The sequence below is a fragment of the Lutibacter sp. TH_r2 genome, assembly GCF_033101135.1.
In the GTDB taxonomy this organism is placed as follows: Bacteria; Bacteroidota; Bacteroidia; order Flavobacteriales; family Flavobacteriaceae; genus Lutibacter.
In genome coordinates, this window is the sequence record NZ_JAWMPV010000001.1 from 551,333 (window position 1) to 577,919 (window position 26,587).

A 26,587-nucleotide genomic window follows, 5' to 3' on the forward strand; every position below is an offset into this window, starting at 1 on the left:
TATTTATTGCTTTTATATAGCTTCAATTAATTTAAAAGTACGCTACTAATTTTATAATACCATTAAGTTATTTTTCTTATAATTATTCTCGGTGTATACGTTATAATTATTTAATGCATTTAAGTTTAAAAATAAAAAATGCGGATGTAGAAATTATAATCATAAAAACAGTAAAGAAAACCACATACCCAAATTGGTTTATTATACCTGCTGAAATAAGCGGAAAAATAGTTGGAATAATATTTCCTGCTCCGGCAAAACCAGCATACAATGCTCGGTTTTCATTTCCAGATATTTCAAGTAACACTCCATTTAACGTAACCGCGTAAAGAGAAACTGTAAAGCCACCCAAAATAAATATCCACTTTAAAGAATCGGATTCAGAAATAAAAATAGTGATTAATGCAAGTAATAATGATAAAAAAACATTGCTGAATAATAGTGCTCGATATTTTATTTTTTTATTTAAAATTAAAATAAAAAAGCTCATTGTCACAACACCAATTACCTTAAAAAGGAGAAATATACCGGTATCAGATGCTTCAGTATAAAAGTGTTCTTTAGCATAAAGCATTACAAAAGGGATAATTGATATAACAACACCTTGAGTATTAATAAAGCCTAAAAAATAGAGCAATTTTTTATTGTTTTTCAACTCAAAATTCATGCTTTTTAAAAAACCTTTTATACCAGATATTTTACTTCCTGATGGCACTACCTCTTTAACATTCCAAAAACCTGCTGAAGCTATAAATAAAGCTGCACCTCCTATCAAAAACATGCTAAAGTAATTTATAGGAAATTCAGAACTAGATAATACTCTTTTTGCTAAAAAAACTGTTGATATAACAATAATTCCCCCAACTATCTGACGAGCAGAAAAAAACGACTTTCGATTCTCCTGATTAATTGATTTACCAATAACATCAACATAACTAATATTGGTAAATGCACCACTAAATGAAAACAATGAAATAAAAATAAAAATAAACCATAAAACAGATGAAGAATAATGTATAGAAAGTGAATACAATATAAACGCTAATGCTAACAATGAAATAACCCTTAAATTAATACCTGCTAACAAGTACTTTTTCTTATATTTTTTATTGTTTACAAAAGGAGCAAAAAATAATTGGGTTAAACTAGATCCTCCCATCATAATAGCAACCATAATACCTACATGTAATGAATTACCACCAGCTTCAATAACCATAGCTGGAATTATAGTATCTACATCTATAAAATTTTGGGCAAAAGCCAAAAATCCAGCATGCCATAAAAAAGAGTAGTAATTATGTTTTGATATATTTTTAGGTAAAGTCACTTAATTCTTATATTTTTTTGTAGCGCAAAAATATATACGTGTTGGTTTTAAGGCAAGAAAAAGCAATTGGAGTATTGCCTCTATTTAACAGGAAAATTATAATAAAATTCTTATTAAATAATAGTTTTTAATTTCACCGTAGTATATCAATAACAATATATGTTGTATGTTTTTTACTTTTCTATGTTTAGAATTAAAAAAATCATGAGTATTTTAGCATTACAATTTTTGAAAATGAATTTAATAAAATATGGAACTTAATAGTATAGAGCAGATTTCAGGATGCTTTAATAATTTACCCAAAAATGATCTCATTTTCTTAAATGAAAGAAAAATACAAGTATCCTATTTAAAAGGTGAAACTATTTTTAAGCAAGGAGCATTTGCTCCACATGTTTTATTTGTAAATTCAGGCCTAGCAATGGTATATTTACAACTTGGAAAGTCTAAACAAATTAATATCCACTTGGCCAAACAAGGCGATTTTATAGCTTTTTCATCTGTTTTTAATAAAAAAACCTACCAGTATTCCGCAATTTCACTTAGCGATTCAACTTTTTGCATGATAGAAAAAGAAGCCTTAAAAGAAGTTTTAATAAGAAATACAGATTTTTCAATGCAACTTACTTCAAAAAATAACATGAATGAAAGTAGGTATATTGATATTATAAAGAATTTATCCTATAAACAAATGAGAGGAAAACTTGCTTCTGCTATTTTATACTTAACATCGGATGAATTAAAAGATTATAATGTTTTTAATTTTTTAACTCGACAAAACATAGCCGATTTTGCATCAATTACAGTAGAAAGTACAGTGAAATTTTTAAAAGAGTTTGAAAAAGATGGATTAATTATTTTGAAAGGAAAAGAAATAATTATTAAAAATAAGCAAGAGTTAAAAGATATAGATTTAAGAGGATAAGTTTGTAGTTAATAACGCCGTTTCAAGTACATTTAAATAAAAATGTGAACTACAAAAACTCTAAAATTAATAAACAAAATTTAGAAATGTTAACCATATAAATTCAAAAATATGGTCTACCTATTTCAGTATAATACAACATAACACTTTTTAAAGCTATTTTATATTTAGAAAAAATGAATGATTTTATTAAACAATTAGAGCTAATTGCTCCTATTTCAAAGGAAACAAAAGAGGATTTACTAAATCATTTAAAAATAAAAAAGTATAAAAAAGGTGAAATAGTTAATCAAAAAGGTAGGGTTTCACGCCGTTTTTATTTTATTAAGCAGGGAATGTTAAAACATTATTACTATTACAATGGTAATCAGTTTATATTACGGTTTTTTTGTGATAATCGTTTTGTAACTATTTCTGATTGTTTCCTTAGAAATTTACCTGCTGAATATTCTACGATTACTTTAGAAGATACCACCATAATTTATTTAGAGTATGATGATTTGGAAAACCTTTGCAAAAATCACCATTCTTTTGAACATTTTATTCGAATAATAATTTCTAATATAGCAATCATGTCCATAGAGCGTTTAAAAACCATGCTTCATTTAAATGCTTCAGAGCGATATAAAAATTTTATTACGGAATATGGACATCTACAACACCGTATAAGTTTAGGTGATACAGCATGTTTTTTAGGTATTTCACAAGTATCATTGAGTCGCTTACGTTCAAAGAAATAATTTTTTAACATTTGTAAAAAAATACCAGACTTCTAAGTTCTAATTTTGCTGTAAATATTTAACTAAAAATAATATTTATGAATAAAATAGGATTTAATATGGATTATTCCGAAGAAGTAGTAGGAAAATTAAATGCGTACTTAAGCAGTTTACAAATTGCATATATGAATGTACGTGGATACCATTGGAATATAGAAGGGAAACAATTTTTTACGCTACATTCAAAATTTGAAGAGGTTTATAACAGTTTAAATGAAATGGCTGATGAAGTTGCTGAACGTATCTTAATTCTTGGCGGAAAACCTTTGCATTCCTTTTCTGAATACCTTAAAATTTCTGAAATTAATGAACAAACAAATGTAAGTTCTTCAGAAGAAAGTATAAATAGCTTACTTAACGATACTCAAAAACTTTTAAATATTGAACGAGAAATACTATCGTTTGCTTCAGAAAATGGAGATGAAGGTACAGTAGGCTTGTTATCAGAATATATAGGAGAACAAGAAAAAATGACTTGGATGTTAAACGCACAATTAAAATAAAAACTATGGCATGTGTAAATGGTATAAAACCACTTAAAAAGAAAATCAAAACAAAAGAATTAAATAATAATACAGAAATTAAAGAAGATAAAAAAAATATGAGCGCAACAATGGTTAGACAAGAAATGCCAGAATTTGAAATGGAAGCATACAATGCTAAAACAAGACATTATACAACTGTATCAAGTAAAGATTATAAAGATAAATGGACAGTAGTTTGTTTTTATCCTGCTGATTTTACTTTTGTATGTCCAACAGAAATTGCAGCAATGAATGCTCATTACGATGAGTTTGAAGAACTAGGAGTAGAATTATTACCTGTATCGGTAGATTCAAAGTTTTCGCATAAAAGATTCGTTGAAACTGAACCAATTCTTAAAGGTTTAAAATTAACAATTGGAGCTGATACAACACAAGAAGTAAGCCGTGATTTTGGAGTTTTAATTGAAGATGAAGGTGTAGCACTTAGAGGTAGATTCTTGTTTAATCCTGATGGTGTTTGTGTAGCTCAAGAAGTACAAGCTGATTCTGTTGGGAGAAATGTAGATGAATTTCTTAGACAAATTAAAGCTTGGCAACATGCAAGCCAAACAGGAGAAGTTTGTCCTGCAGGTTGGAGACCAGGAAAAAAAACACTTCCTGTTCAAACAGATGTTGAAAAAATGACAGGAAAAGTTGGTGATTACATAACTATTGAAGAAATATTAAGTTAAAACTACTTATTTAAGTTAAATAAATAGGTTACAAGAGGTAAATACTTAAGTTAAGTATTTACCTCTCTTTTGTTAATTAATATTAATTACATATTTAACTATTTTAATATAATTTAAAAGTGGCATATATAAAAGATATACATAAAAAAGGATTACCCATTATAACTATAATGCTAGCGGCATTAGTAACCTTATCTCCATTTGCAATTGATTCTTATTTAGCGGCAATGCCTTTAATGGCAACCTATTTTAATGTAAAATTCAGTTTAGTTGAGCTTACAATTACAGTTTATTTTTTAGGGTTTGCATTGGGTAATTTTTTTGGAGGTCCATTGTCCGATTCTTTTGGTAGAAAAAATATAACTTTAATAGGTGTTGCACTTTATGGTATTAGTTCATTAATAATTACCGAATGTATTTCGATAGAACAAATAATATTTTTTAGAGTATTGCAAGCTTTTGGAGGTGGTTTTGCAACCGTTACATCAAACGTTTATATTAGAGATTGGTTTAAAGGAAAACAAGTGGCTAAATTAATAACTGTAGTAAGTATGATGATGATGCTTGCGCCACTTTTTGCACCAGTAATTGGAGCTGTTTTAATTAAACTTATTGGTTGGAAAGGTGTGTTTTATTTTATGTTTGGTTTTGCCTTGTTATTATTTATTGCATTTTTAATACTTATACCAGAGTCTAGAGATAAACTACTAATTACAAAGTCTATTAAAACAAGTCAGTTTTTAGATAAATATAAAGTGTTTTTTTCTGATAAACTTTCTGTAACTACACTTTTTGCTGTTAGTTTTTCAATGTCTGGAATGTATATATTTTTAACAGGAGCTTCATTTATTTACATAGAATATTTTGGTATTTCTCAAGAAAAATTCCCATTACTTTTTGGGTCAAATATTATTCTTAATATAATTTTATCTTTTTTAAATACACAATTGTTAAAAAAGTATAAACCAATGCAATTGTTAAGAGTTGGTTTAATTTTACAGCTATTGGCAGGTATTGTATTGTTTTTAGCTGTTAGAGAAGAAACTCCAATGTTTTGGGCTGTATTTATTGGTATAGTTGTGTTTGTTGGAAGTTTAGGTTTAATTTTTGGAAACGGTACTGCTGTAATACTAAATCATAACCCTAAAGTTGCGGGTTCAGCAAATGCTGCAATAGGAATAATGCGTTTTGTTTTAAGTTTTATAATAGGAAGCATAATAGCATTGTTTCATGCTAAAAATTTAATTCCTTTGGGTACAGCAATGTTTATGTGTACACTAATTGGTAATATTTTATTTGCAGGTGCCTTTAAAAAATATAAGGTAATGGATTTAAGCAGTGTTAATATGTAAATTAATTTAATGTTTAGTATTACAATTACTGCAAATTACAGAAATTCATAAATTAAAATTTTCAACAATATAACCTTGTTGTAAATCAAAATGTAATTCATTATTTAAGCAGCTTACTTTACCGCACACATTGTGTTTAAAGTGATAATGATTGTAAAAATGTGTTTCAGTACAATTTTTATATTTAAAATAGTAAAACTTTCCATTGTTTAAAACAACTTTATGAATAATACCTTCATCAATAAAACTTTGTAGAACGCTATAGGTTGTAACTCTATAAAAATTATGTGATTGAGATTCTATAATGTCAGACCTTAATCCATAGATTTCTATATCTTGAATACATTTTAAAATTACCTTTTTAAATTTGATTTGTCTTTTTTATATCTTATTGTAACATTGTTGCAATAATAAGAAAAAGTATGTACCTTTGTACTATAATTTTAAAAAAGCAGTTAAAATTTTTAGTACTACTTATTTAAGTTTTAATATTTAATTGAAGGAATTAAAAAACAATATATCACTCAATTATTTACTATTTAAAAGTAAAACACACTTTATATTTTTCTAATTTATAACCTATAACACCTAAAAAGTAATTAGTTAAAAAACTATTTATTAAAGAATTAATATTTAAGCGAAAATGTAATTCTTTGATTTAAAACATGAAATAAATTAATATTAAAAATCAATGGTTATTAATAAAAATAGCACAAAAAACATGAATAATTTATATACAACAGAATTTAAAAAAATTATGCAAGCTAATTGCGATTTTACTAGTACGAGATCTAATAGAATTAACGAGATTGTAAATATCGCAAAGGGTATGAATATTAGTAGAATAGGTATTGCACACTGTATAACTTTTTCGCATAAAGCAGAAATTCTGAAACAATATTTATCTAAAAACTTTACGGTTTATACGGTGGGATGTAAACACGATAAAGTTAGAAAAAAAGAAATTTTAGGAGGCGAAAGCAATAGAGTAATGTGCAATCCTGCAGGGCAGGCAGATTATTTAAATAGTAAACAAACAGAGTTAAATATTTCTATGGGACTTTGTGTTGGACATGATATGATTTTTAGTAAAAAATCAAAGGGATTAGTAACAAACTTGTTTGATAAAGATTTTACTAATAGTAATAGGCCAGAAATTGCCTTTAGAGAAATAGAAAAAGAATTGTAAAAATTCTAAATTAAATTTAAAATTGAAAACATAATTGTAATTACTATGGAAGTTATTTATAAATTGTTTTTAAAGGCTGTTATAATATCAAGTTTTGTGTTTATTATGATGGTTGTTATTGAGTATATTAATGTTCAATCTAAAGGTGTTTGGCAAAAATATTTTAAAGGTAATAAGTTTAAACAGTATATAATTGCTTCGCTTTTAGGAGCAATTCCGGGTTGTTTAGGAGCATTTACAATAGTAGCCCTTTTTTCACATAGAATGGTTTCATTTGGCGCATTGGTTACAGCTATGATTGCAACAAGTGGAGATGAAGCTTTTGTAATGTTTGCAATGTTTCCAAAACAAGCATTGTTACTTACTTTTTTATTATTTGCTTTAGGAATATTAGCAGGATATTTAACCGATAAATTCTACAAGCCTGCTAACTTATTAAATAATAAATCAAATCATAAATTCGAATTACATTCTGAAAAAGATTGTTTATGTTTTCAAAAGAATATTATTTGGTCTAATATAATTCATCCTTCATTTTATAGACTTTCATTATCGGTTGGAATTTTAGCTCTAATAATTGGTTTACTTACAGGAGCATTTGTAAAAGATGCAGAATTGTGGATTAGAATTACTTTATTATTCACATTTTTATTGGCTTTGTTTATTTTAATAACAGTACCAAATCATTTTTTAAAAGAACATATTTGGAAGCATATAGTTAAAGTTCATTTACCTCGAATTTTTTTATGGGTTTTTGGGGTATTACTAATTATGCATTTTCTAACAATTTATATAAACTTAGAAAGTTGGATATCAAATAATATTTTTATTGTGTTACTTGTTGCAGTTGTAGCTGGTTTTATTCCAGAATCTGGTCCGCATTTAGTATTTGTTACCCTTTTTGCTTCAGGTACCATTCCGTTTAGTATTTTACTAGCAAATTCAATATCACAAGATGGACATGGAATGCTTCCTTTGTTGGCAGAATCTAAAAAAGGTTTTGCTATTGTAAAGCTAATTAATATACTATATGCTTTTGCAATTGGAGGAATAGGTTTGTTTTTTGGTTTTTAAATATTTTGCTGCAACAAAAATTGTATTGATAGAAAATTTACGAAATCAAATAAAAAAAAACTCTTCTCAAATAAACATTAAAAAAACTGATGTTTCAAAAATTAAAAATGTCGAAAACAGAAAAAAATTATAAAGAGTTATTAGAATTAAAAAAATGATCAAGTTTTTTTAAACTAGTGATGGCTTTAGCGTTATTAAATGTTGAAATTTCTATATTGCTTTAAATCGATATGTCATTTGATAAATATCATAGTTCAAATGTTTAAGTTAACCTATATTTGATTTTGAAAAATTACAAAAACCTATGTGGTTTATGTTGAAAATTAAAAACTATGGAATATTCAATACCTCATAAAAAAATCCTGTATACACAATAATTGAATTGAAAAATATATTAAAATAATACTACTACCAACACTTTAATAAACCGTTAACAAATATTTAATGACCGCTCAACGAACAGATTCTATAATTTACATAGAAGAATATTACACATCACCTAATTTTAACAGAATATCAATTGATTTGAAAAAATTTGGATTGAGATATTATGAAAAAACAACTGCAGGAGGAGAATTTAATCAAACCTTTGAAATAAAGAATAATCGATTAAAACTTAAAACAATAGAAGCCGTTGATTTAGATTTAGTAGAAAAAGGCATTAAAAATTATATCCCGAAAAAAATTTTTGGTGTTCTTCCTAAAGTAGAAATCAATTTAATGTCTGACTTAAAGTATGAAAATATAGATAAGGAAATTCTATTTTCTGGTAAGTTAATTATTATGAATGATTTTATTGATGAATTGTATATACATAGTGGGTTTCATCAAACTTGGAAATTTAAAAACGTTCGTGAATTATCTTTTAAAGACGGTATTTTAAAAGACGATAAAGACCAAAGTGAAAGAAATTTACTAATAAGAGAAAGAAAGGTTATTGAAGAACTTTATAGATTATCATTAAAAGGTGAAACTAACACCAAGTATCTATCATATTACGAGAATTTTATAAAAAAAGATTCGTTTTCTTTTTAATTATTTCTAGGAATCTAAATTGAATATTTGCTTGCACCGTGTTTATTTCAATGCTTTATTGTTCACTTTACAAGAAACCTCTAATAAACTATGTCTAAAAGAATTTTAACTAACTTTGAGCTAAACCAACACAACGAAAGTAAACCCAAGACCGCTACCTATAATTATAAAGAAAAATCTAACTATATTAATATTTTTTTTAATTTCAGTTACCTGTTTTAGTCAAAATTTTAGCAAAAAAATTCACTATTATTTTCAATAATAATCAAATAACAAAAGCTGAATTTGAATAACTTGATAATAGAAAAATTTATACTAGAATAATAAGAATATTTATAAATACTCTAAAAATAAAAAATATTGAAAATGGATAAAAAACAATTCTAAACAATATCAATCTTTTTTAATTGGAACCAAGAACTCACAAATTGAATCGAATAACAAAACCACATTTATTTAGACCAATATAATTTAATTGAAAAGTTGTTTTTTCAAAGTTCTGATTTTAATATAAATCATTTACTAATAAAACCTAATCGTGAAGTTTATGTTTATTTTGGACTGAATAATATTTTACATGTTTTAGACTGGTTAGTAGATTAATAACTATAGGTAAACAACGGATATATATTATTGTTTGGTTCTAACCTACTTACTAAAATCCTCACGGATTTGCTATTCGGTTTGTATTTACTAAATTAGGTGCTTAAAACACGCAACTAAACCTTGTACAAAACCGTTAGCAAATATAAAAAATAGCACTTTATGAAAATATTAGATATTAAAGATAGAAAAGGAAAAAGAGTAATTTTAAATGCAGATCAAATAAAAAAAATAGAAGAATATAAAGATGGCGCAATAATATATTTTAGTCAAGATATCTATATGATAACTAAATTATCTCTGAATGAATTACATAATAAATTAATTAGTTTGTAGCATTTTGGCATTCCTTGTATCTAAATTAAAATAAAAGGAAACAAAACATAAAACTAAATAAGTTATTTGCTGAATTTGAGAAATTAAATAATCAAATAATAGACTAAAAGGCAGCATATAACAATGGGTTTATTTCATTGCTTTTTTGTTCGCTTTACAAGAAACCTCTAATTAACCAAATGTTCAAAATTATTAATTAACTTTGAGTTAAACCAACAAAAGTAAACCCAAAACCGTTGCCAATAATTTGAGGAAAATCTGTAACAAATACTAGAATTGAAATACAAATCATTTAAAACACAATTAAAATGAAAAAACTAACTAAAAGAAAAGCACTAATTTTAGTATCTATGGGAATATTTATAATTGCTACTTCACAAGTATTTTCTTATTACTTTGAGTTACCTGATTTAGCGAAAGGTTCTTTTATAGGAATTGGAATTGGATTATTATGTACGTCTTTGATTTTTGGGAATATCAAAACTGCACGTAATTAGTATTGACTAAATTGAAAAGAAAAACTTATTTATAAAAAACAAGAGTTAAAAGATATAGATTTAAGAGAATAAGTTTATAATTAATAAACACATTTAATTATTTAAAGTTTTTTTTGCTAATTTGTTTTACCATTTTTTAGTCAATTTCAGCCTTCTAAATAAAAAACTACTTATTAAACCAATCCACTAATTTTACTATTATCTAGAATGCAAAAAAGGCTAAACTTAATAAGTTTAGCCTTTTAATATAAATACTCTTTTTATGCTATTTAAAAATTAATTTCTCTGTATGTATTGCATTGTCTGTTTTAATTTTTACAAAATACATACCCTTATTAAAACCAGTTAAATTTAAATTATTGACTCCATCAACTAGTTTTCCTTGTTTTATAACTTGACCTGTTAAATTAACAAGTTGATAAGCCGCTTCTTCGGATACAGAAATATACACATCTCCATTACTTGGGTTTGGGTATACTTTAAAATTCTCTATTTCATAATTATCTGTAGCTAAAGTAGAGCTACAATCTTCACTAAAACTAGCTGTAGTATCTATATTTGTCCAATTGGTTGTACTCCACTCGGCATCATCTACTTGTATACACGTTAAATTTGGATTAGAATAAGCCCAAAACCTAGTAAAATTAACATTATTTCCATTTGCTATATTTAAGCTTGTTAAATTATTAGAATCACATCTAAAATTAATTAAAGCTGTATTTGCACTTACATCTAAACTGGTTAATTCATTTACATCACAATTTAAATTAGTTAAAGCTGTATTTGCACTTACATCTAGACTGGTTAAAGCATTTGTACCACAATATAATTTTTCTAAAGCAATATTATTACTTACATCTAAAGTTGTTAAATTATTGTAAGAAAGCCTCAAATATGTTAAAGCTGGGAAATCTTCAATTCCAGTTAAATCGGCAATATTTTTTGAACCAACATCTAAACTTGTTAATGTATTAATATTTTCTGTTAACACATAATCGTCTAGAATAGTATCATAACCTAAATCTATTAAAGCTTGTTCAAAATTATCGCCTGGAACATAGGTAAAACAACTTTCTTCATTAAAATAAGATTGCGCGTCTATATCTGTCCAGTTGGTTGTGCTCCACTCGGCATCATCTACTTGAATACAGGTTAAATTTGGATTTTCATCAGCATAGAATGTTGTAAGGGCTATATTATTCCCATTCTTCACATTTAATCTAGTTAAACTATTTGAATAACAAGATAAAGAAGTTAATGCTGTATTAGCACTTAAATCTAAACTAGTTAAAGAATTTGAAGAACAAGATAAATTAGTTAATTCCGTATTAACACTTACATCCAAACTTGTTAATTGATTAGATTCGCAAACCAAATAAGTTAATGCCGTATTAGCACTTACATCTAAACTGATTAATTCATTTGATGGACAACCTAATGTTCTTAAATTTAAATTACTACTTAAATCTAATGTTTTTAGTTGATTTGCAGTACAACCTAAATTTACTAATGCTGTATTTAAACTTACGTCTAATGTTGTTAATAGATTATCTCCACAATATAAAGTTTGAAGTAATGTATTTGCACTTACATCTAAAGTTGAAATTTTATTATAATAACATTGTAAACCATTTAAATTCAAATTATTACTTACATCTAAACTTGTTAAAGCATTTGAATAACAATTTAAATTTGTTAAAGCAACAAAATCTTCAATACCTGTTAAATCAGCAATATTTTTTGAAGCAACATCTAAACTTGTTATTGTATTAATATTTTCTGTTAACACATAATCGTCTAAATCAGCATCATAACCTAGATCTATTAAAGCTTGTTCAAAGTTATCATCTGGCACGTAAGTGTTAATTTCCTCATTTATACTTGCAGTAAAATTAGTTTCAGTTTTATCGCCATATATATTTGGAAAAGAATATTCCTCTGTATCAAATAAGTATCCTAGTTTAGATGCGGTAAGTACAACGCTTTTATTGTACTCAACACTAAAGTTAAAAGTATCTCCACTAGCGGTAACAGTTTGTATTTCTTCTACATCACCGCTTAATGTTAAACTAACACCATCTGCACCACTTACAGTACCAGAAATTACGTAGGTATTAATTTCAAAATTTGCAGTATAAGAAACTGCTTTATCTGTTACTTCTGCTCCTGTTGTATACTCAACACTATTACTATCTATCCAATTAACTGTATATCCTGTTTTTATTGGTGAAGGTAAAGTAAAAGATGCTAATTTAGAAGTGTAACCATCAAAAGCACCTGCTCCAATATAAGTAACACTATTTGGAATACTTAAATCTGTTAAATCGTAGCAATAACCAAATGCATTTTCCCCAATAGAGGTAACACCTTCATTAATGGTAACTTTTGCTAAATCATAATTAGCTCTAAATGCATAATCTTCTATCACTGTTACACTACCTGGAATATTTACTTCAATTAAATTGTTATATGCAAACGTATATGAACCTAAAGAGGTTAAAGATTCTGGCAATAAAACTTCAGTTAATGAATTACTACTAAACGCACGATCTCCTATAGAGCTTAAACCACTTGGTAAAGCAATACTTGTGAGGTTACAATTATAAAAAACCCAATCTCCAATAGTAGTTACTGTTTCTGGTAAATCAACCGCTGTTAAAGCATCACCACTAAACAAGTTATCTCCTAAACCAATTATAGTTTGCCCATCTAACACTTCTGGTATAGTAATACTGGTTGTAGTATCATCTAAAGTACAACTTGTTATTATACCATCTACAACTACAACATCATCATCTGTTAAAGTCTGAGCAAACTGTGCTATAAAAAAACTGGATAAATTTGTTACAACTGCTCCATTCGAATATGTATTTCCATCTTCATCTATCCAATTTATAAAGCCTGTTATATCTACCGTTGGCAGTGTAATGGAAGTTAAACTATTAGATAAAAAAGCTCCTTCTCCAATATTTGTTACACTATTAGGAATACTAACACTTGTTAATGAATTAGATGAGAATGCAGAATCTCCAATTTCTGTTACGCCTTCTGGTATTGTAATGCTTGTTAGATTATTAGATGTAAAAACTTGAGTTTCTAAAACCTTGAGGTTATCAGATAAAGTAACACTTGTTAATTGGTTTCCTCGAAAAGCATTATCACCAATTTCTATTACACTATCAGGAATAATAACTTCTGTTAATTCATTTTTATAAAATGTATAACGCCCTATTTTTAATAACGTTTCGGGGAATACAATTGAAGTGATACCTTTCTCTATAAAAGCTGAGCCGAAGACAAGATTAGATCCCCAAATCTCTGTCACTGTTTGCCCGTCTAATGTTTCGGGTATTATTATATCTGTTAATGTAAAGTCATAAGAACAACTCATAATTACACCATCCGTAACTACAACATCGTCATCGGTTAATGTGTATTGTTGTGCTTTAACTGCAAAAGCGCATAAAAAAATAAAAAATAAGAGTAAATTTCTTTTCATTTGGGTTAATTTTTAAATTAAAACTCAAAATTAAGATGAAAACCTCTTCCTTTTTAAAAGTGTAAGATTACTTAATAAACCTGCCTATTTTATGTATGAAGTAGCACTTTTTCTAGACGAAGGAATATTTTTTTTAGCGAAAAACAGCTATAAAATATGGTAAAATTGCCTAAAAAAGACTTATCACAAATTAGGAATTACAATTTTAATCTCTGTTCCTGTAGAAATATTTGTATTAAACAAATCTATAATTTCTATTGTAATATTAGTTTTATACAACTTATTGTAAATTTCAATTTGTTTTTTATTTAAACCAATACCTTTTCCGCTTTTGTTTGGATTATTATTGTTTTTTAATTGTGCTTTTTTACGCCCTATACCATTATCAATAATTGAAATATTAACAGCTTCATCTAAATTTTTAACTCTTATGTTTATAAGACCTTCATAATCGATTCCATTAAATGCGTGTTTAACAGCATTTTCCACAAAATTTTGCACCAATAATCTAGGAATAGTAATTTTCTTTTTATTTACAACTTCTCCAACTACAATTGCATAGCTAAATCTGTTTTTAAAACGCCCTTTCATTAAAGTTAAATAACTTTTGGTAAAGTTTAATTCTTCAGCTAAACTCCAACTATCTTTATCTGAAAAGAACAATGCCGATCGCATTAGACTAGAAAAGCTTGTCATTAAATCATAGGCTTCAAATCTATCTCCTTTTAAAACTTTTGCAGACACTGTGTTAAGTGCATTAAATGTAAAATGAGGATCTAATTTAGAGTTTACCAATTGTAATTGCAATGCTGTAATTTCTTTTTGTAATTTTTCACGTTTCAATACAATATGCCTTCGCAATTTTTGAGGTAAATACACAAAACCAGCACTTAATAAATAAATAGAAATAAATAATAAAAACCTATATGGGTAATATGTAGCTTTGGTTAATAAAAATGTATATAAAAAATACTTATCTGTTACTTTAACTAAACATCCTTCTTTTATATTTTTAGTTTGTGTATAAAAATTCCAGCTTTTTAAATACAAATTACCATTAAATTCTAATTCTTCATTAAAATTATTTAGATACAAGTATGCCAAGTTTGTTTTGTTATTAACACCAATAAACCCTTGTTTGTTACTATCAATTTTTAATGGAACTAAACTAGAATTTGGTAAGTTATTTGTAAAATGAGACTGTAAAACAGTCATAGTTTCTGGTTGATACTCAAAATGTTTTATGTTATTATTATATTCACCTTCTAAAATTACACTCTTTTTGTCTTTATTTTTAACAGGTATTACTTTGTCCTTTAAAATTAATGCCTTCTTTTTTGTTTTTTTTAGAACGTCTCCCTTTTGATTTATTGCAAAAGCGTAATTATTATTTTCTTGTCCATTTAAAACATAAAAATGATATTCATTATTAAAAACTACTGGTCCGTTTACCCTTGTTGAAGTGCCTTTAAAACAAATTGGCTTAAAGGTAAACTCCAACTTGTCATTAAATCCAAATATCCAAGAATTATTATCTTTATAAGGGTACGAAAAATCTTGTGGACAATTATCTGTAGCTTTTGTGGTGCTAATTAAATACAATTTATTGTCTTCAGTTTTAATTGGTGTTACAAAATGCTGACTGCCAGTATTTATTGAACTTATTAATGTATCATTTTTAAAATCATAAGCCATTATTTTTCTGGGAACTAATGAAAAGCCTCCATTTATTAAAAAATACATTTCATTTATACCATCATTATTATAATCATGATTTATTATTGGTCTTAAAACAAAATCTCTTGCAGTTGTACTTGCATCACCAATTTTAGTAATAAATCTACCATATAAAATTACTTTAGACTCTTTAAAATCTACAGCATTTAAAAACAATGAATCTGCTTTTTGAGTAAAAACAAATAGCTCTTTAATACCATCATAGGTTACATCATTAAAAATTGGAATATTTAAATTTTCTTGATTCAGCAAATTACCATAAAAGTTAAATTGCTTTTTTAATAAACTATTGTTTTCTTGAAAATTACAACAAGCAGATATGTTTCTATAATTTAAAACATCAATTTTATCTTTTACACCATCACCATTAATATCATTAAAAAAAGTTAGCATTTTTGTTTTTGCTCTATCTTCCTTTTGTTCTAAAGTAAAATTATATTTATGAAATAACTCAGGCAACAGTAATACAATAATTATTGTTGGGATTAATGCTAACAACCAAGGACTCGAAAAGGATATAAATAAATAATTTTTAAAAGTTTCTCTCCAAATTTTACGCATTATTAAAAATGGAGTTAAATTCTCTTAAAAATGTTGTTGACACTGATAAACCTATTTCCTTTTCATTTAATTGTAGTAAGCATTTTTTTTGCTTTTTATGTATTGAAATTATACTGTTTTTGTGAACTACCGTAGAACGATTTATTTTAATAAACTCGCATTTTGGAAACTTATCTACAAGAACCCCTAAATTACTTGAAGCTATAAGTTTAGAACCATTTTTTAAATAAACGTGTGTATAACTCCCTTCAGCTTCAAAATAACCAACATCATTTGGCTCAACTATAACTGTATTTCCTTTTGAATTTATTAAAATCTTTTTTAATTTCTTTCTTTCATTATTCGCTTCTATACTTTTTTGAAGTTTTTCTATAGTAAATTTTAACTCTACTCTACTTACTGGCTTTAATAAATAACTAAAAGCATTGTGTTTAATTGCTTTCATAGCATAATTATCGTAAGCCGTAACCATAACAATTTTAACTATTGAATTGCATTCTCTAATTTTCTCTAATAAACCTATACCATTAATAACTGGCATGCTAATATCTAAAAAAATTAAATCGACTTTGGAATTCATTAAAATTGGAAAAATATCTAACGGGTTTGATATTTTATGAAGAATATTAATAAAAGAATATTCACTTAAAAGTATTTCTAAAGAATCTAAGGCATTTTGCTCATCATCTATAAGAATGGAGTTAATTAAAGTCATGTATATTGGGGTACATTATTTTATCAAAAATAAGAATTCTATTGATTATAAACCTACTTATTTTAATAAAAAAATACAAATTAGTATTAATTAAATATAGATTTTTTACTCCATTAAATTTTCAGCATAAAAAAGAGAACCTAATTCTAAATTCTCTACTTAATTGCGAAAACTGAAATCGAACCAGCGACCTTCGAGTTATAAGTTTAAACAAATACCATTTTTATACTTAAATTGCTTACAATAACTTAAACAATAAATGAATTTTAAACTCTTTACTGAATAGTTTTCATATATACAATATACAGGTTATCTTAATTGATAGCACTCATAAAGTAGTTTCTTAAATCAACACCTCCGCTCTATTAAATACTTAAATTATTGTTTTAAAGTTCTTTCCAAACAGCTCTCATTTTTGCCTTTTCAAGATACAACACCATAGCCTAGCTTTATTTCACTTCTAACTAGAATGTATTCCTTATATTCTACTTTTTTTTATATTATTCTTCAGTAATTTCAAGCTTAGCACTTGCCAATATATTATTTGAAGCTTTACCTACTAGAATCTCAAACTTACCTGCTTCTACTTTCCAATCTTCAGTTTTAGCATCCCAAAATGCAAAGTCTCTATTGGTTAATGTAAAATAAACGGTCTGTTTATCTCCAGCAGCTATGCTTACTTTTTTAAAATCTTTTAACTCCTTTAAAGGTCGTTCAACTGATGATTCAACATCACGTACATATACTTGAACAACTTCTTTACCATCCATTTCTCCTGTATTTTCTATATCGATTTTTAAGTTGATGTTTTCTCCCGCTTTTATCGATTTATTTTCTAACTGTAAATTACTGTATTCATAGTTTGTGTACGACAAGCCAAAGCCAAATGCGTAAAGAGGCTCAATAGCCTTATGTTCATACCAACGGTAACCTACAAATACGCCTTCGTCATATTTCACATCGGTAATTGGGTCTATAATTCTATGATCTTGATCCCAACCAGTATATAATTCTTGTCCTTCTGGTATATACCCATATCCTGGAGAATCCTCAAATTTTTTCTCAATAGTAATAGGCAGCTTGGCTGATGGATTTGTAATACCAGCTACTATTTCAGCAAACCCTTTAAATCCTATCTGACCTGGATACCAACTATAAATCAATCCTGCAATAGCATCATTCCACTCACTCATATTTGTGCCACTACCAGAGCTAACAGATACAATAATATTTTTATTTAATGAAGCTATATGTTTTATTTTGTTATTAATCTCTTCTGAAAAATCAAATGATTTATCCCATCCTTCAGAATCAAAAGTTCCTGTACTATAAATTATATGGCTAAAAGCTTTTATGTCTTCGTCTGTTGGTTCTTTAATATAAGTTACTTTATCACCATAAATATCTTTAAGTGCCTTTAGCATAGTAACTTGATTGTATCCAACAACTTCAGCTGCACCTCCACCATGTGGTATTTTATCTGAATATTCGCCTGTGAGTAAAATTGAAATTTCACCTGTTTTATCAATAGGTAAAATATGGTCATTTTTAAGTAGTACAATACTTTCTCTTCCAGTTTGTAAAGCAACTTCTACGTGTTGGTCAAAATTTTCAAAATATGAAGCGTCTTTTATTGGTCGCTCAAGCAATCCCATAGCTATTTCTGTTGTAAGAATGTTGGTAACCATTCTGTTAATATCTTCTTCTTTTACTTTTCCTTCTTTAAGAAGCGATTTTGTAGTGAAACGTAAAAAGAATTCATCTTTTTTCATATAATCAGGATATTCAGCTCTTGGTTCTCCAGGCATATCAAGGTCAAGTCCAGATTGTATTACTTTTTCAGCATCATATACCGACCACCAATCACTCATTACCAACCATTTAAAACCCAAATCTTCACGTAAAAGACCTGTAATAACTTCTTTATTTTGTCCGGCATACTCTCCATTTACTAAATTATAAGAGGTCATAACTGCCATAGCACCTGCATCAACACCAGCTTCAAACGCTGGTAAATAAATTTCGTGTAAGGTCCTTTTATCTACTACAGAATTTGATGTTCTTCTCTTATAATCCGTGTTATTAGCTACAAAATGTTTTAAAGTAGCCATAGTACCTGTATTTTGCATTCCAACTACATAATTTTCTATCATTCGAGCAGCCAAGTATGGATCTTCTCCAAAATATTCAAAGTTTCTACCATTTTGTGAAATACGGTAAATATTCATTCCAGGTCCAAGCAGTACAGCAATTTCACCTGCTCTACACTCTTCTCCAATTGATTTTGCATAATTACCTGCCAACTCTTTATTCCAAGTACTGGCTAAAGCTATTGGACTTGGAAAAGCAACTGATTTTTCAAGTTGATCATCTAAATGACGTCGAATGTTTACTCCTTGAGTCGCATCTGACAAATACATTGCTGGTATATTAAATCTTTCAAACCCTTTTGTAAAAAATACATTATGACCACCTATCATTGATATTTTCTCATCGATAGTCATCTGATTTAGAATTTTTAATGCTTGTTCTTTAGCATCTTCATAAGCTATTGGAGGTTGAAAAGGTTGAAACATGGTAGTTGTTTTGTATTCTTGAACATTAGGTTCGTTACATGCACTAATAAGAATGCACACTAGAAGGAATGGTATTAATTTATTCATAAGTTATAATTATTATAATATTATTAATGAATTACATAAGGATTGAGTTTAAACAAAACTCTTTTATAAGCTATACACTCTATTTTTATAATTAAATTATTTACAGTAAATCAAACAATATTTTCATATTAAATATACAAAATATTATTTCCAAAACAAAGCATATAATACTACCACGATTAACATTATTGCAAATACTCCAATATTAAATAACAGACTTGTTTTAAATAATTCTTTCGTAATTTGAATTGATTTTTCATCATCTTTTCCTTTGTGTTGTATTAAACTAATAATAATTATCACTCCATTATTAATAAAGCTATTAACCCTATTTGGTCTATCCAAGGCATTGACGTTATTTTAAAACCAACAACTATTGGAATAGATGCTAAAGCACCAATAATAGTAACTTTAATTGCTGAAGTTTCCTCGTTTCAGGATTACGGAAGGAAAAGTAAACCTACTAGCGATTACTTAAATCTCAACTGGCTGTGTAGATTTTTGGAGCAGAAAAATTCTTTTTCATTTGAAAATCGTGTTCAAAATCGTGTTCATTTTGAGTATCAAAGATAGTAAATTCAGTAAGTATTGACATAAACAAACGGTTTAGATTAATCTAAACCGTTTGTTTATCTGCGATTCCGCATTTGTAGCGGGGACTGGACTCGAACCAGCGACCTTCGGGTTATGAGCTCAAAGTTGACCAAAATCTCAACCATTTTACTGGGCTCCCGCTATGCTATTTTTCAAAATCGTATGCAAAACGTATTCAAATCGTATGCAGTTTTCGCTTTTGATTATTAATTATTTTGTTACTGCAATTTATGAAATTACTAATAGACTAATCAAACTTATTAATGTTTTTTAATTTGCAAGTGCAAATGAGGAAAACTAGGGAAAACTGACTTTTCAGTATTTTTGATAAATGAGAAATTTTAATTCAAAAGAATATATTGATTTGGTAGAAAACACTCATTTGAAGGTTCTAAATGAGTTTATGAATGATGAAGTTAATTTAATTAAATCTATAAGTAATCTTAAAAGTAAAACTTTGGTCGAATTAGGTGCTGGGCATGGAAGGTTGATACCTATATTAAGCCCTGTATGCAAAGAATTTCATCTCATAGAAATTAATAAGGACATGTATACTGAATTAGAAAAAAGGGCTAATAATTACCCTAACACATCTTCCACATTGGGTAACATGCTAGATTTAAACAAATATTTTAAATTAGAAATTAAAAATACTTTATTAATTTTGGCTCAAAACACAATAGGTACATTAGAAGGTAATTTAATTGAGATATTAAAAGAAATTAAAAAGTTTTTAAAACAAAATAATGCGGAAATGATAATTTCTTTTTTTAAAGCTAAAGCCATGAATGATTTTGGAAAAAATAAATTATTCCCAAGTATTAAACCTATGATAGGAAATATTGATTTTAAAAAAAGTAAGCTAAATGAAGGTAGGTTAGTTACGAATAACGGTTATACTTCTATTTGGAGAGAAGATGAAGAAATTAATAAGATTTTATCATTTCTTGAATTGGAACCAAAAAAAATAATTGATAAAGAATGTTATATAATTTATTATTTAAAAAATGAAAACAATTGATCTTATTATAGGAATAGTTTTTTTAGCTTTTTTATTCTATTTCATCTTTAAAAAGAGAAAAAACAGCTCGTTTAATGACTTTACAAAATCTAATCAATCGTTAGGAGTTTGGGTTATTTTCGCAAGTTTATCTGCTACTTTTATTGGCCCAGGTTTTTCTTTAGGATTAGTAAATGAAGGATTTAACTCTGGATATTTTCTTATGATAGTAACAAGTTTTTATGGGTTATCTAAAATATTTGAAGGAACTGTAGTTGCAAAAAAAATAAGAACAAAATTTAAAGATGCACATTCTATTGGAGATATAATTGCAGGTAAAGAATCACATAATAATAATTTTTTGCATTTACTGGTAGGATTGATTTCTTTTGCACTTTTAATTGGTTTCAGTGCAGTTATAGCTAAAGCAGGAGGTGAATTATTAAATCATTTTACAGGCATAAATAAAGTTTGGTCAACCATAATTATTATAAGTATAGTAACTATTTATTCATTTTTTGGAGGAATAAAAGCATCAATCTATACAGATATGATCCAATTTGTAGTTTTTATAGTATTAATACCTGTACTTTTAATATTTATTTTTACAAATAATTCTTTTGATTTTTCTAGTTTTAATACATCTATGTTGGAAAGCACAAAATCAGCAATAAATACAAATTCAATACCCCAAATAATAGCTTTAGCATGCACTTGGTTTTTTGGAGAAATGTTAATACCACCTACAATAAATCGTATTTTATCTACAAACAATTCCTCTACTTCCAAAAAAGCCTTAATTTACTCTGGATTATTTATGATCTTTTGGTTATTTATTATGCTAATTTTAGGGGGAGCTGCTAATGTTTTGAATATAGAAACTAGTGGAGATCAAACCTTATTATTGTTAGGTGAAAATTATTTAAATTATGGATTATATGGAGTTTTTATTGTTGCACTTATAAGTATTGTAATGTCATCATTAGATTCTTTAATAAATTCTGGAGCAACCGTTTTCACACAAGATATAATAACTGTCTATTCGAATAAAACAGATAAAAACAAATTAATGTTAGCGAGAATTGCAACAATTATAATCTCAATCTTCGCAGTATTAATTAGTTTTTATTTCACTACAATATTGAGTGGCCTTTTATTTGTTTATTCGGTCTGGGCACCAGCTATACTCGTCGCTCTATTCGCCTCAATATTTTTCACTAAAATGTATTGGCAATCTGCTTTTATATCGATAATTTTAGGCATTACTACTTCAATTGTATGGAGTAAATTTTCGCTATCTGAAACTATTCCTTCAATTTTATTAGGTATCATTTTCAGTTTCATAGGGTATTATATTGTTCATAAAATCATGGCTATAAATGATTAAAAAAGAAATTATATATTTTGATAAAGAAATTGAAATACTAAATTACTATAAAGGTAAAAGTGACTTATTAATTTTAGCAGGTCATTATATATTAGATTACAACGAAAAAACAGAATGCTTAAAACCTCTAATTTTTAATAGTAAAAATAGTGATTTTTTTAACAAAAAAGTTGAAATTGAAGTAGGTACATTTCCTGAAAACACATTTAAATTAGGTGTAGAATTAATTAATTCTACTATAAATTCAAAAATAACCCTTTTAGTAAACGATCATAAATTTCCATCTCTAAAAGATAAAAACGTGAAAGCTAAAATACCTGTTTTAAGGAGGAATTATTTTAAAGAGTTAAATGATATACCAACTGAATTTAAAAATATCTTAGGAAATAACCCGTACGATAATTTTATACTAGATAATAATGACTTAAGAGAAGACAATCAAATATTAGCTTCTGAAACATTCTTGTTTTCAGAGTATGTATTTAGAAAAAGATTTGATCGATCATTAAAAAATAAAATGCTTGAACTTGACGCATTTTATACAACTAAAACCAAAAGTAGAAAAAGAAATGTATTCTTTAAAAACCTTTTTAATGAATCATTCTGTATTATTGAAGATGGTAATTGTGGTTGTAGTGGAGAAATAATGCAGGTTATTTATGATTTAGTTCTAAAAAGACAACAGTTTAATTTTGTATTATTCATACCGATAGAGTGTGGAGGTGCAGTAGTAAATGGATGTGAAGCAATACAGTATTATTTGGATGTAAAAAAAGATATAAAAATAAACATTGATATTATATCTGGTTTTCCATATGAAAAATATAGTGATTTTTTATACGAAAAAATAACCTTAACCAAAATTACTAATGATTAATGACGCAATATTTAATGATTTATATTTAGATTTAAAAACGAAAATAACTCAAAATAATGAGTACAAAGAACATCTAAATGACGGTTTTCTAGGCTACAATATTCCTTGTGATAAAGATTCAGGTAAAATAATTATGAAAGTTTTACCATTATATGAATTTGCTACAAATGATTTATCTCAAAAAATTAAATATTTAACATCTCAACCCCGAAATTATTCTGATTTTCTTCATTACGATAATTTAAAAAATAACAATCATGATTTTTATAAGTTCGTTAATATTAAAATTAATAGTGACAAAATAAAGTTTTTATCCAATAATAATGAGGTTAAATTAAATAATGACCCAAAACTAACAATAGGCTACTCTCATAAAAAAGAGGAGGGAAAGGATATTATTATAATAAAAAGTATTAGTAAAAAATTAAGAGAAATAATAGATAATAAAATTGTTTATAGTAATAGGGATATAATAATAAACTTACTTGACATTGTCTTTTTTAAACCAGAAACTACAAATTTAATTGCTTTCCCAATTCCTTTTGGAACTAGCCCTACAAGTTTTATCATTACTTCAAATAAAAAAAGAAATCATGATAAAATAGATATTGAAACGAAAGATTTTTTATTATTAGTAAATGACTTTATTTTTTCCAACATAGATTCATATTTTAATGAACTTATACGCATTTTATATTCGAATTTAGTTAATATTAGAACAGCAAAATCTAAAACCCAGTTCTTTAAATGGTTTGCTGATGCAGTTTCTTCTTTTTTAATACCTTTAGATTATTATATTTTTCGCAATGATGAACCGATATATCGTTCTGTCAAACATATAGATTTAGCGACTAATGTAGTGCCTGATTATACAATTAAGGATTGTATTAATGTTATAAAAGATAAAGATGATGAATTTTATGATCTTATTTTAAACGATGATGATATAAGTAAAGATTTACTTTTAAATTTCACTATAAAATCTTTTATAATTTATGATGAAAAAAACAATGTCCTTAATTGGATTCATAAAACTGAAAAATTTAAAAACGAAATTGAAATTGAAATAACAAAAAAATTAAATGACCTATTTAAATTTTGTTATAATAATTGGAAAGAATATATAAGTTTTAGAGAAGAAACCTTGCGGTCATCGTTAATTACAGTGGCCTCTCGTAATTTATCCCATAATATAGGATCTCATGTCCTAAACAGCTTGTCTTCAAATTCTGAAATTCGAAAATTGTTTTCAGAGGATAATTTCATCCCTGAACCGATTTATGAATTATCAAAAATTAATAGTGCGAAAAAAACCTTAATTAATCCTGATGCAGACTTAAAAATGACCGAGTTGGTTAGAGTATTTAATAAATACTTAAAAGAGCGAATGGATTTTATCGCAGACTATGCTACAACAGAGAATGCCCAGCTCTATACCAGTAAAAAATTATTTTCAGAAGTTTTTAAAAACTTTGAAAAAAACCAACTGCTTCTTAAGTTTATTAGCGGAAAAGGAGATAATTTTAAATTTAAATTTCATTTTTATTATAACCATTTGGGTATTAATAATGAAAATTTTGAAGACCCCTATGTTGCTATTCCTAATGGAGTGTTAGGAGATCATGCTTTTTATGTGATTTTAGAAAATATTATTCGAAATACAGCAAAACACTCTAATTTAAAAAAAGATGATATCTGTATCTTTAACATTCATGTATACCCTAATAGAATTAATAATCATTTTAGAATTGAGATTTATGATAGTATAAATCATGATGACGGGCTTACACAGTTAATTATTGATAGAAATTTAAACATTGCTAAAGATATTTTAAATAACGAAGATAAAGTAAGAGATAAAGGCTGGGGAACTATAGAAATGAAGATGGCTTGCATGTATTTATTAAACAATAATATTAAAAATATTGATAATTATGAGTTTTCCCCTTTAAGTTTAAACGAAGAAGACATAAAAAAAGATAAGGTACTCTATAGTAAGTTTATAGAAAACATCGAATTATGGGAAAGCAATAAAAAACTGTTAAAAGATAAAGACCGACTTATTACTCGAAGCAAAGGTAATTTACATCGTTTTCCTATTATCGAAGCTATTGACGGAATGTCTAATAAACAAAATCAAGGCTTTGGTTATGCTTTTTATCTAAAGAAACCTAAAGAATTATTAATTTTTGATACTAATAAAAAACTTAAAACGTCAATTCCAAAAAAGGAAATAACATCAAAGTTAGGAGTTAATATTATTAATGATATTGATAGAAATGAAATTTTCAGACATAAATATCTTCTAGTTATTGATAATTTTGATTTTAACTATAAAAATTACAAAAATTTACCTCAACATATTTTCTATTTACATTATAATGACGTTGAAAGTAACTTAAGGGGGTTAAACTCAAAAGAAAATTTAGAGAAATTAATTAATAAAATAATAAACATAAAATATAAAAATATAAAATCCTCTTTAAATATTCCTAAATTTATTTATACATCAATTGATTATTTTGAAGAAGGACATATTGATATTTTTTTATCAAAATACCCAAATTTTTATTCATCTAGCCTAATAGATCATCATGTTGAGAATTTCAATGATGAAGTTGATTATTATGAAGGATTTGGTTCAAGTTCATTGTTGGGACTTTATATACAAAATATTGAGAAAAACATAGAAAATGAGAGATTTAATCGTAATAAACATATGCACTTCTTTATTGAAGGAGTAAATAATAAAGTATTAATAGTTGACGAAAGAATTCAAAAAGAGGCAATCAATCAAAAAACTGAGTTGAGTATCAATGGGTATAAAATTGAAAAAAATTTAATCGATATTTTAGAAAAAAAAGGTATTAATATACCAAATGAAGATATTAACCTAAATTCTAGCAATTTATTAGATATAAAAAATGATTTATATAGTTATTTAAAAAAAGAAAAAGCACAATACCTTGTAATGCATTATGGGATTATTGAATCATTAAAAGATAATAATGAAGCAAAAGACATTGTTCATGAAATTAAAAATATTATAGATAAAAATTGTATTTTAGTAATCACATCTGGCAGAGGGCATACTCCAGATATTAAAGCAATAAATGAGTATTTTTTACCTTATTCAACGTTAGCTACATATATTTTAGATGCTTATAACAGTAGTAAATCACATTTGGTAGAATTATTAAAATCTTTAAGAAAAAAATAAC

Annotated in this window: 19 protein-coding genes; 14 read left to right on the forward strand and 5 right to left on the reverse strand. The window is 26.6% G+C overall.

Features of this window, described 5'->3' with window-relative positions:
* Positions 1–106 precede the first annotated feature (106 nt).
* Positions 107–1,327, reverse strand: a complete 1,221-nt coding sequence (locus R3X25_RS02180) for an MFS transporter (RefSeq protein ID WP_317671399.1) — start codon at positions 1,325–1,327, stop codon at positions 107–109.
* A gap of 250 nt (positions 1,328–1,577) precedes the next feature.
* On the opposite strand from R3X25_RS02180, the gene R3X25_RS02185 reads away from it, so the two are divergent.
* The 10 genes from R3X25_RS02185 (at position 1,578) to R3X25_RS02230 (ending at position 10,333) form a co-directional block, all read left to right on the forward strand.
* The gene (locus R3X25_RS02185; RefSeq protein WP_317671401.1) at positions 1,578–2,252 is read left to right on the forward strand and encodes a Crp/Fnr family transcriptional regulator; all 675 of its coding nucleotides are present in this window, start codon (positions 1,578–1,580) and stop codon (positions 2,250–2,252) included.
* Positions 2,253–2,428: 176 nt separating this feature from the next.
* Positions 2,429–2,992 (forward strand): Crp/Fnr family transcriptional regulator, encoded by a 564-nt coding sequence (locus R3X25_RS02190; protein WP_317671403.1) that lies wholly within the window; start codon positions 2,429–2,431, stop codon positions 2,990–2,992.
* Positions 2,993–3,069: 77 nt separating this feature from the next.
* Positions 3,070–3,534: a DNA starvation/stationary phase protection protein gene (locus R3X25_RS02195; RefSeq protein ID WP_317671405.1), complete on the forward strand. Its 465-nt coding sequence runs from the start codon at positions 3,070–3,072 to the stop codon at positions 3,532–3,534.
* 5 nt (positions 3,535–3,539) lie between these two features.
* A complete protein-coding gene (locus R3X25_RS02200; RefSeq protein ID WP_317671407.1) occupies positions 3,540–4,247 on the forward strand; it encodes a peroxiredoxin in 708 nt (235 codons plus the stop codon).
* A 119-nt stretch (positions 4,248–4,366) separates the two neighbouring features.
* Positions 4,367–5,599 carry a multidrug effflux MFS transporter gene (locus R3X25_RS02205; protein WP_317671409.1) on the forward strand — a complete coding sequence of 411 codons (1,233 nt, stop codon included), beginning with the start codon at positions 4,367–4,369 and terminating at the stop codon, positions 5,597–5,599.
* A gap of 691 nt (positions 5,600–6,290) precedes the next feature.
* The gene (locus R3X25_RS02210) at positions 6,291–6,788 is read left to right on the forward strand and encodes a DUF1847 domain-containing protein (RefSeq protein ID WP_317671411.1); all 498 of its coding nucleotides are present in this window, start codon (positions 6,291–6,293) and stop codon (positions 6,786–6,788) included.
* Between the two features lie 45 nt (positions 6,789–6,833).
* A complete protein-coding gene (locus tag R3X25_RS02215; RefSeq protein ID WP_317671413.1) occupies positions 6,834–7,862 on the forward strand; it encodes a putative manganese transporter in 1,029 nt (342 codons plus the stop codon).
* 444 nt (positions 7,863–8,306) lie between these two features.
* Positions 8,307–8,897 carry a hypothetical protein gene (locus tag R3X25_RS02220; RefSeq protein ID WP_317671415.1) on the forward strand — a complete coding sequence of 197 codons (591 nt, stop codon included), beginning with the start codon at positions 8,307–8,309 and terminating at the stop codon, positions 8,895–8,897.
* Between the two features lie 765 nt (positions 8,898–9,662).
* Positions 9,663–9,836: a hypothetical protein gene (locus R3X25_RS02225; protein WP_317671417.1), complete on the forward strand. Its 174-nt coding sequence runs from the start codon at positions 9,663–9,665 to the stop codon at positions 9,834–9,836.
* Positions 9,837–10,144: 308 nt separating this feature from the next.
* Positions 10,145–10,333: a hypothetical protein gene (locus R3X25_RS02230; protein ID WP_317671419.1), complete on the forward strand. Its 189-nt coding sequence runs from the start codon at positions 10,145–10,147 to the stop codon at positions 10,331–10,333.
* A 265-nt stretch (positions 10,334–10,598) separates the two neighbouring features.
* On the opposite strand, the gene R3X25_RS02235 is transcribed toward R3X25_RS02230, so the two are convergent.
* The 4 genes from R3X25_RS02235 to R3X25_RS02250 form a co-directional block, all read right to left on the reverse strand.
* Positions 10,599–13,832 carry a leucine-rich repeat protein gene (locus R3X25_RS02235; protein WP_317671421.1) on the reverse strand — a complete coding sequence of 1,078 codons (3,234 nt, stop codon included), beginning with the start codon at positions 13,830–13,832 and terminating at the stop codon, positions 10,599–10,601.
* 183 nt (positions 13,833–14,015) lie between these two features.
* Positions 14,016–16,130: a sensor histidine kinase gene (locus tag R3X25_RS02240; RefSeq protein WP_317671423.1), complete on the reverse strand. Its 2,115-nt coding sequence runs from the start codon at positions 16,128–16,130 to the stop codon at positions 14,016–14,018.
* On the reverse strand, positions 16,123–16,845 hold the full coding sequence (locus R3X25_RS02245) for a LytTR family DNA-binding domain-containing protein (RefSeq protein WP_317671425.1): 723 nt from the start codon (positions 16,843–16,845) through the stop codon (positions 16,123–16,125). Before R3X25_RS02245 ends, R3X25_RS02240 begins: the two co-directional genes overlap by 8 nt.
* A 500-nt stretch (positions 16,846–17,345) precedes the next feature.
* Entirely contained in the window at positions 17,346–19,508 is a 2,163-nt protein-coding gene (locus R3X25_RS02250) for a beta-glucosidase family protein (RefSeq protein ID WP_317671427.1), read from the reverse strand.
* 925 nt (positions 19,509–20,433) lie between these two features.
* Here R3X25_RS02250 and R3X25_RS02255 point away from each other — a divergent pair.
* From R3X25_RS02255 to R3X25_RS02270, 4 genes are read left to right on the forward strand one after another with little or no spacing between them, the layout of a single operon-like run.
* Positions 20,434–21,123, forward strand: a complete 690-nt coding sequence (locus R3X25_RS02255) for a hypothetical protein (protein WP_317671429.1) — start codon at positions 20,434–20,436, stop codon at positions 21,121–21,123.
* Positions 21,110–22,489 carry a sodium:solute symporter family protein gene (locus R3X25_RS02260; protein ID WP_317671431.1) on the forward strand — a complete coding sequence of 460 codons (1,380 nt, stop codon included), beginning with the start codon at positions 21,110–21,112 and terminating at the stop codon, positions 22,487–22,489. Before R3X25_RS02255 ends, R3X25_RS02260 begins: the two co-directional genes overlap by 14 nt.
* Positions 22,482–23,366: a hypothetical protein gene (locus tag R3X25_RS02265; protein ID WP_317671433.1), complete on the forward strand. Its 885-nt coding sequence runs from the start codon at positions 22,482–22,484 to the stop codon at positions 23,364–23,366. Before R3X25_RS02260 ends, R3X25_RS02265 begins: the two co-directional genes overlap by 8 nt.
* The gene (locus R3X25_RS02270) at positions 23,359–26,586 is read left to right on the forward strand and encodes a hypothetical protein (RefSeq protein ID WP_317671435.1); all 3,228 of its coding nucleotides are present in this window, start codon (positions 23,359–23,361) and stop codon (positions 26,584–26,586) included. Before R3X25_RS02265 ends, R3X25_RS02270 begins: the two co-directional genes overlap by 8 nt.
* Position 26,587: the final 1 nt, after the last annotated feature.

Excerpts from the sequence above, each read along its gene's own strand:
- R3X25_RS02195 (WP_317671405.1), top strand. The coding sequence starts at position 3,070 with ATGAATAAAATAGGATTTAATATGGATTATTCCGAAGAAGTAGTAGGA.
- R3X25_RS02230 (WP_317671419.1), top strand. The coding sequence starts at position 10,145 with ATGAAAAAACTAACTAAAAGAAAAGCACTAATTTTAGTATCTATGGGA.
- R3X25_RS02200 (WP_317671407.1), top strand. The coding sequence starts at position 3,540 with ATGGCATGTGTAAATGGTATAAAACCACTTAAAAAGAAAATCAAAACA.
- R3X25_RS02270 (WP_317671435.1), top strand. The coding sequence starts at position 23,359 with ATGATTAATGACGCAATATTTAATGATTTATATTTAGATTTAAAAACG.
- R3X25_RS02225 (WP_317671417.1), top strand. The coding sequence starts at position 9,663 with ATGAAAATATTAGATATTAAAGATAGAAAAGGAAAAAGAGTAATTTTA.
- R3X25_RS02240 (WP_317671423.1), bottom strand. The coding sequence starts at position 16,130 with ATGCGTAAAATTTGGAGAGAAACTTTTAAAAATTATTTATTTATATCC.
- R3X25_RS02250 (WP_317671427.1), bottom strand. The coding sequence starts at position 19,508 with ATGAATAAATTAATACCATTCCTTCTAGTGTGCATTCTTATTAGTGCA.
- R3X25_RS02190 (WP_317671403.1), top strand. The coding sequence starts at position 2,429 with ATGAATGATTTTATTAAACAATTAGAGCTAATTGCTCCTATTTCAAAG.
- R3X25_RS02245 (WP_317671425.1), bottom strand. The coding sequence starts at position 16,845 with ATGACTTTAATTAACTCCATTCTTATAGATGATGAGCAAAATGCCTTA.
- R3X25_RS02260 (WP_317671431.1), top strand. The coding sequence starts at position 21,110 with ATGAAAACAATTGATCTTATTATAGGAATAGTTTTTTTAGCTTTTTTA.
- R3X25_RS02235 (WP_317671421.1), bottom strand. The coding sequence starts at position 13,832 with ATGAAAAGAAATTTACTCTTATTTTTTATTTTTTTATGCGCTTTTGCA.
- R3X25_RS02255 (WP_317671429.1), top strand. The coding sequence starts at position 20,434 with ATGAGAAATTTTAATTCAAAAGAATATATTGATTTGGTAGAAAACACT.
- R3X25_RS02215 (WP_317671413.1), top strand. The coding sequence starts at position 6,834 with ATGGAAGTTATTTATAAATTGTTTTTAAAGGCTGTTATAATATCAAGT.
- R3X25_RS02185 (WP_317671401.1), top strand. The coding sequence starts at position 1,578 with ATGGAACTTAATAGTATAGAGCAGATTTCAGGATGCTTTAATAATTTA.
- R3X25_RS02265 (WP_317671433.1), top strand. The coding sequence starts at position 22,482 with ATGATTAAAAAAGAAATTATATATTTTGATAAAGAAATTGAAATACTA.
- R3X25_RS02210 (WP_317671411.1), top strand. The coding sequence starts at position 6,291 with ATGGTTATTAATAAAAATAGCACAAAAAACATGAATAATTTATATACA.
- R3X25_RS02220 (WP_317671415.1), top strand. The coding sequence starts at position 8,307 with ATGACCGCTCAACGAACAGATTCTATAATTTACATAGAAGAATATTAC.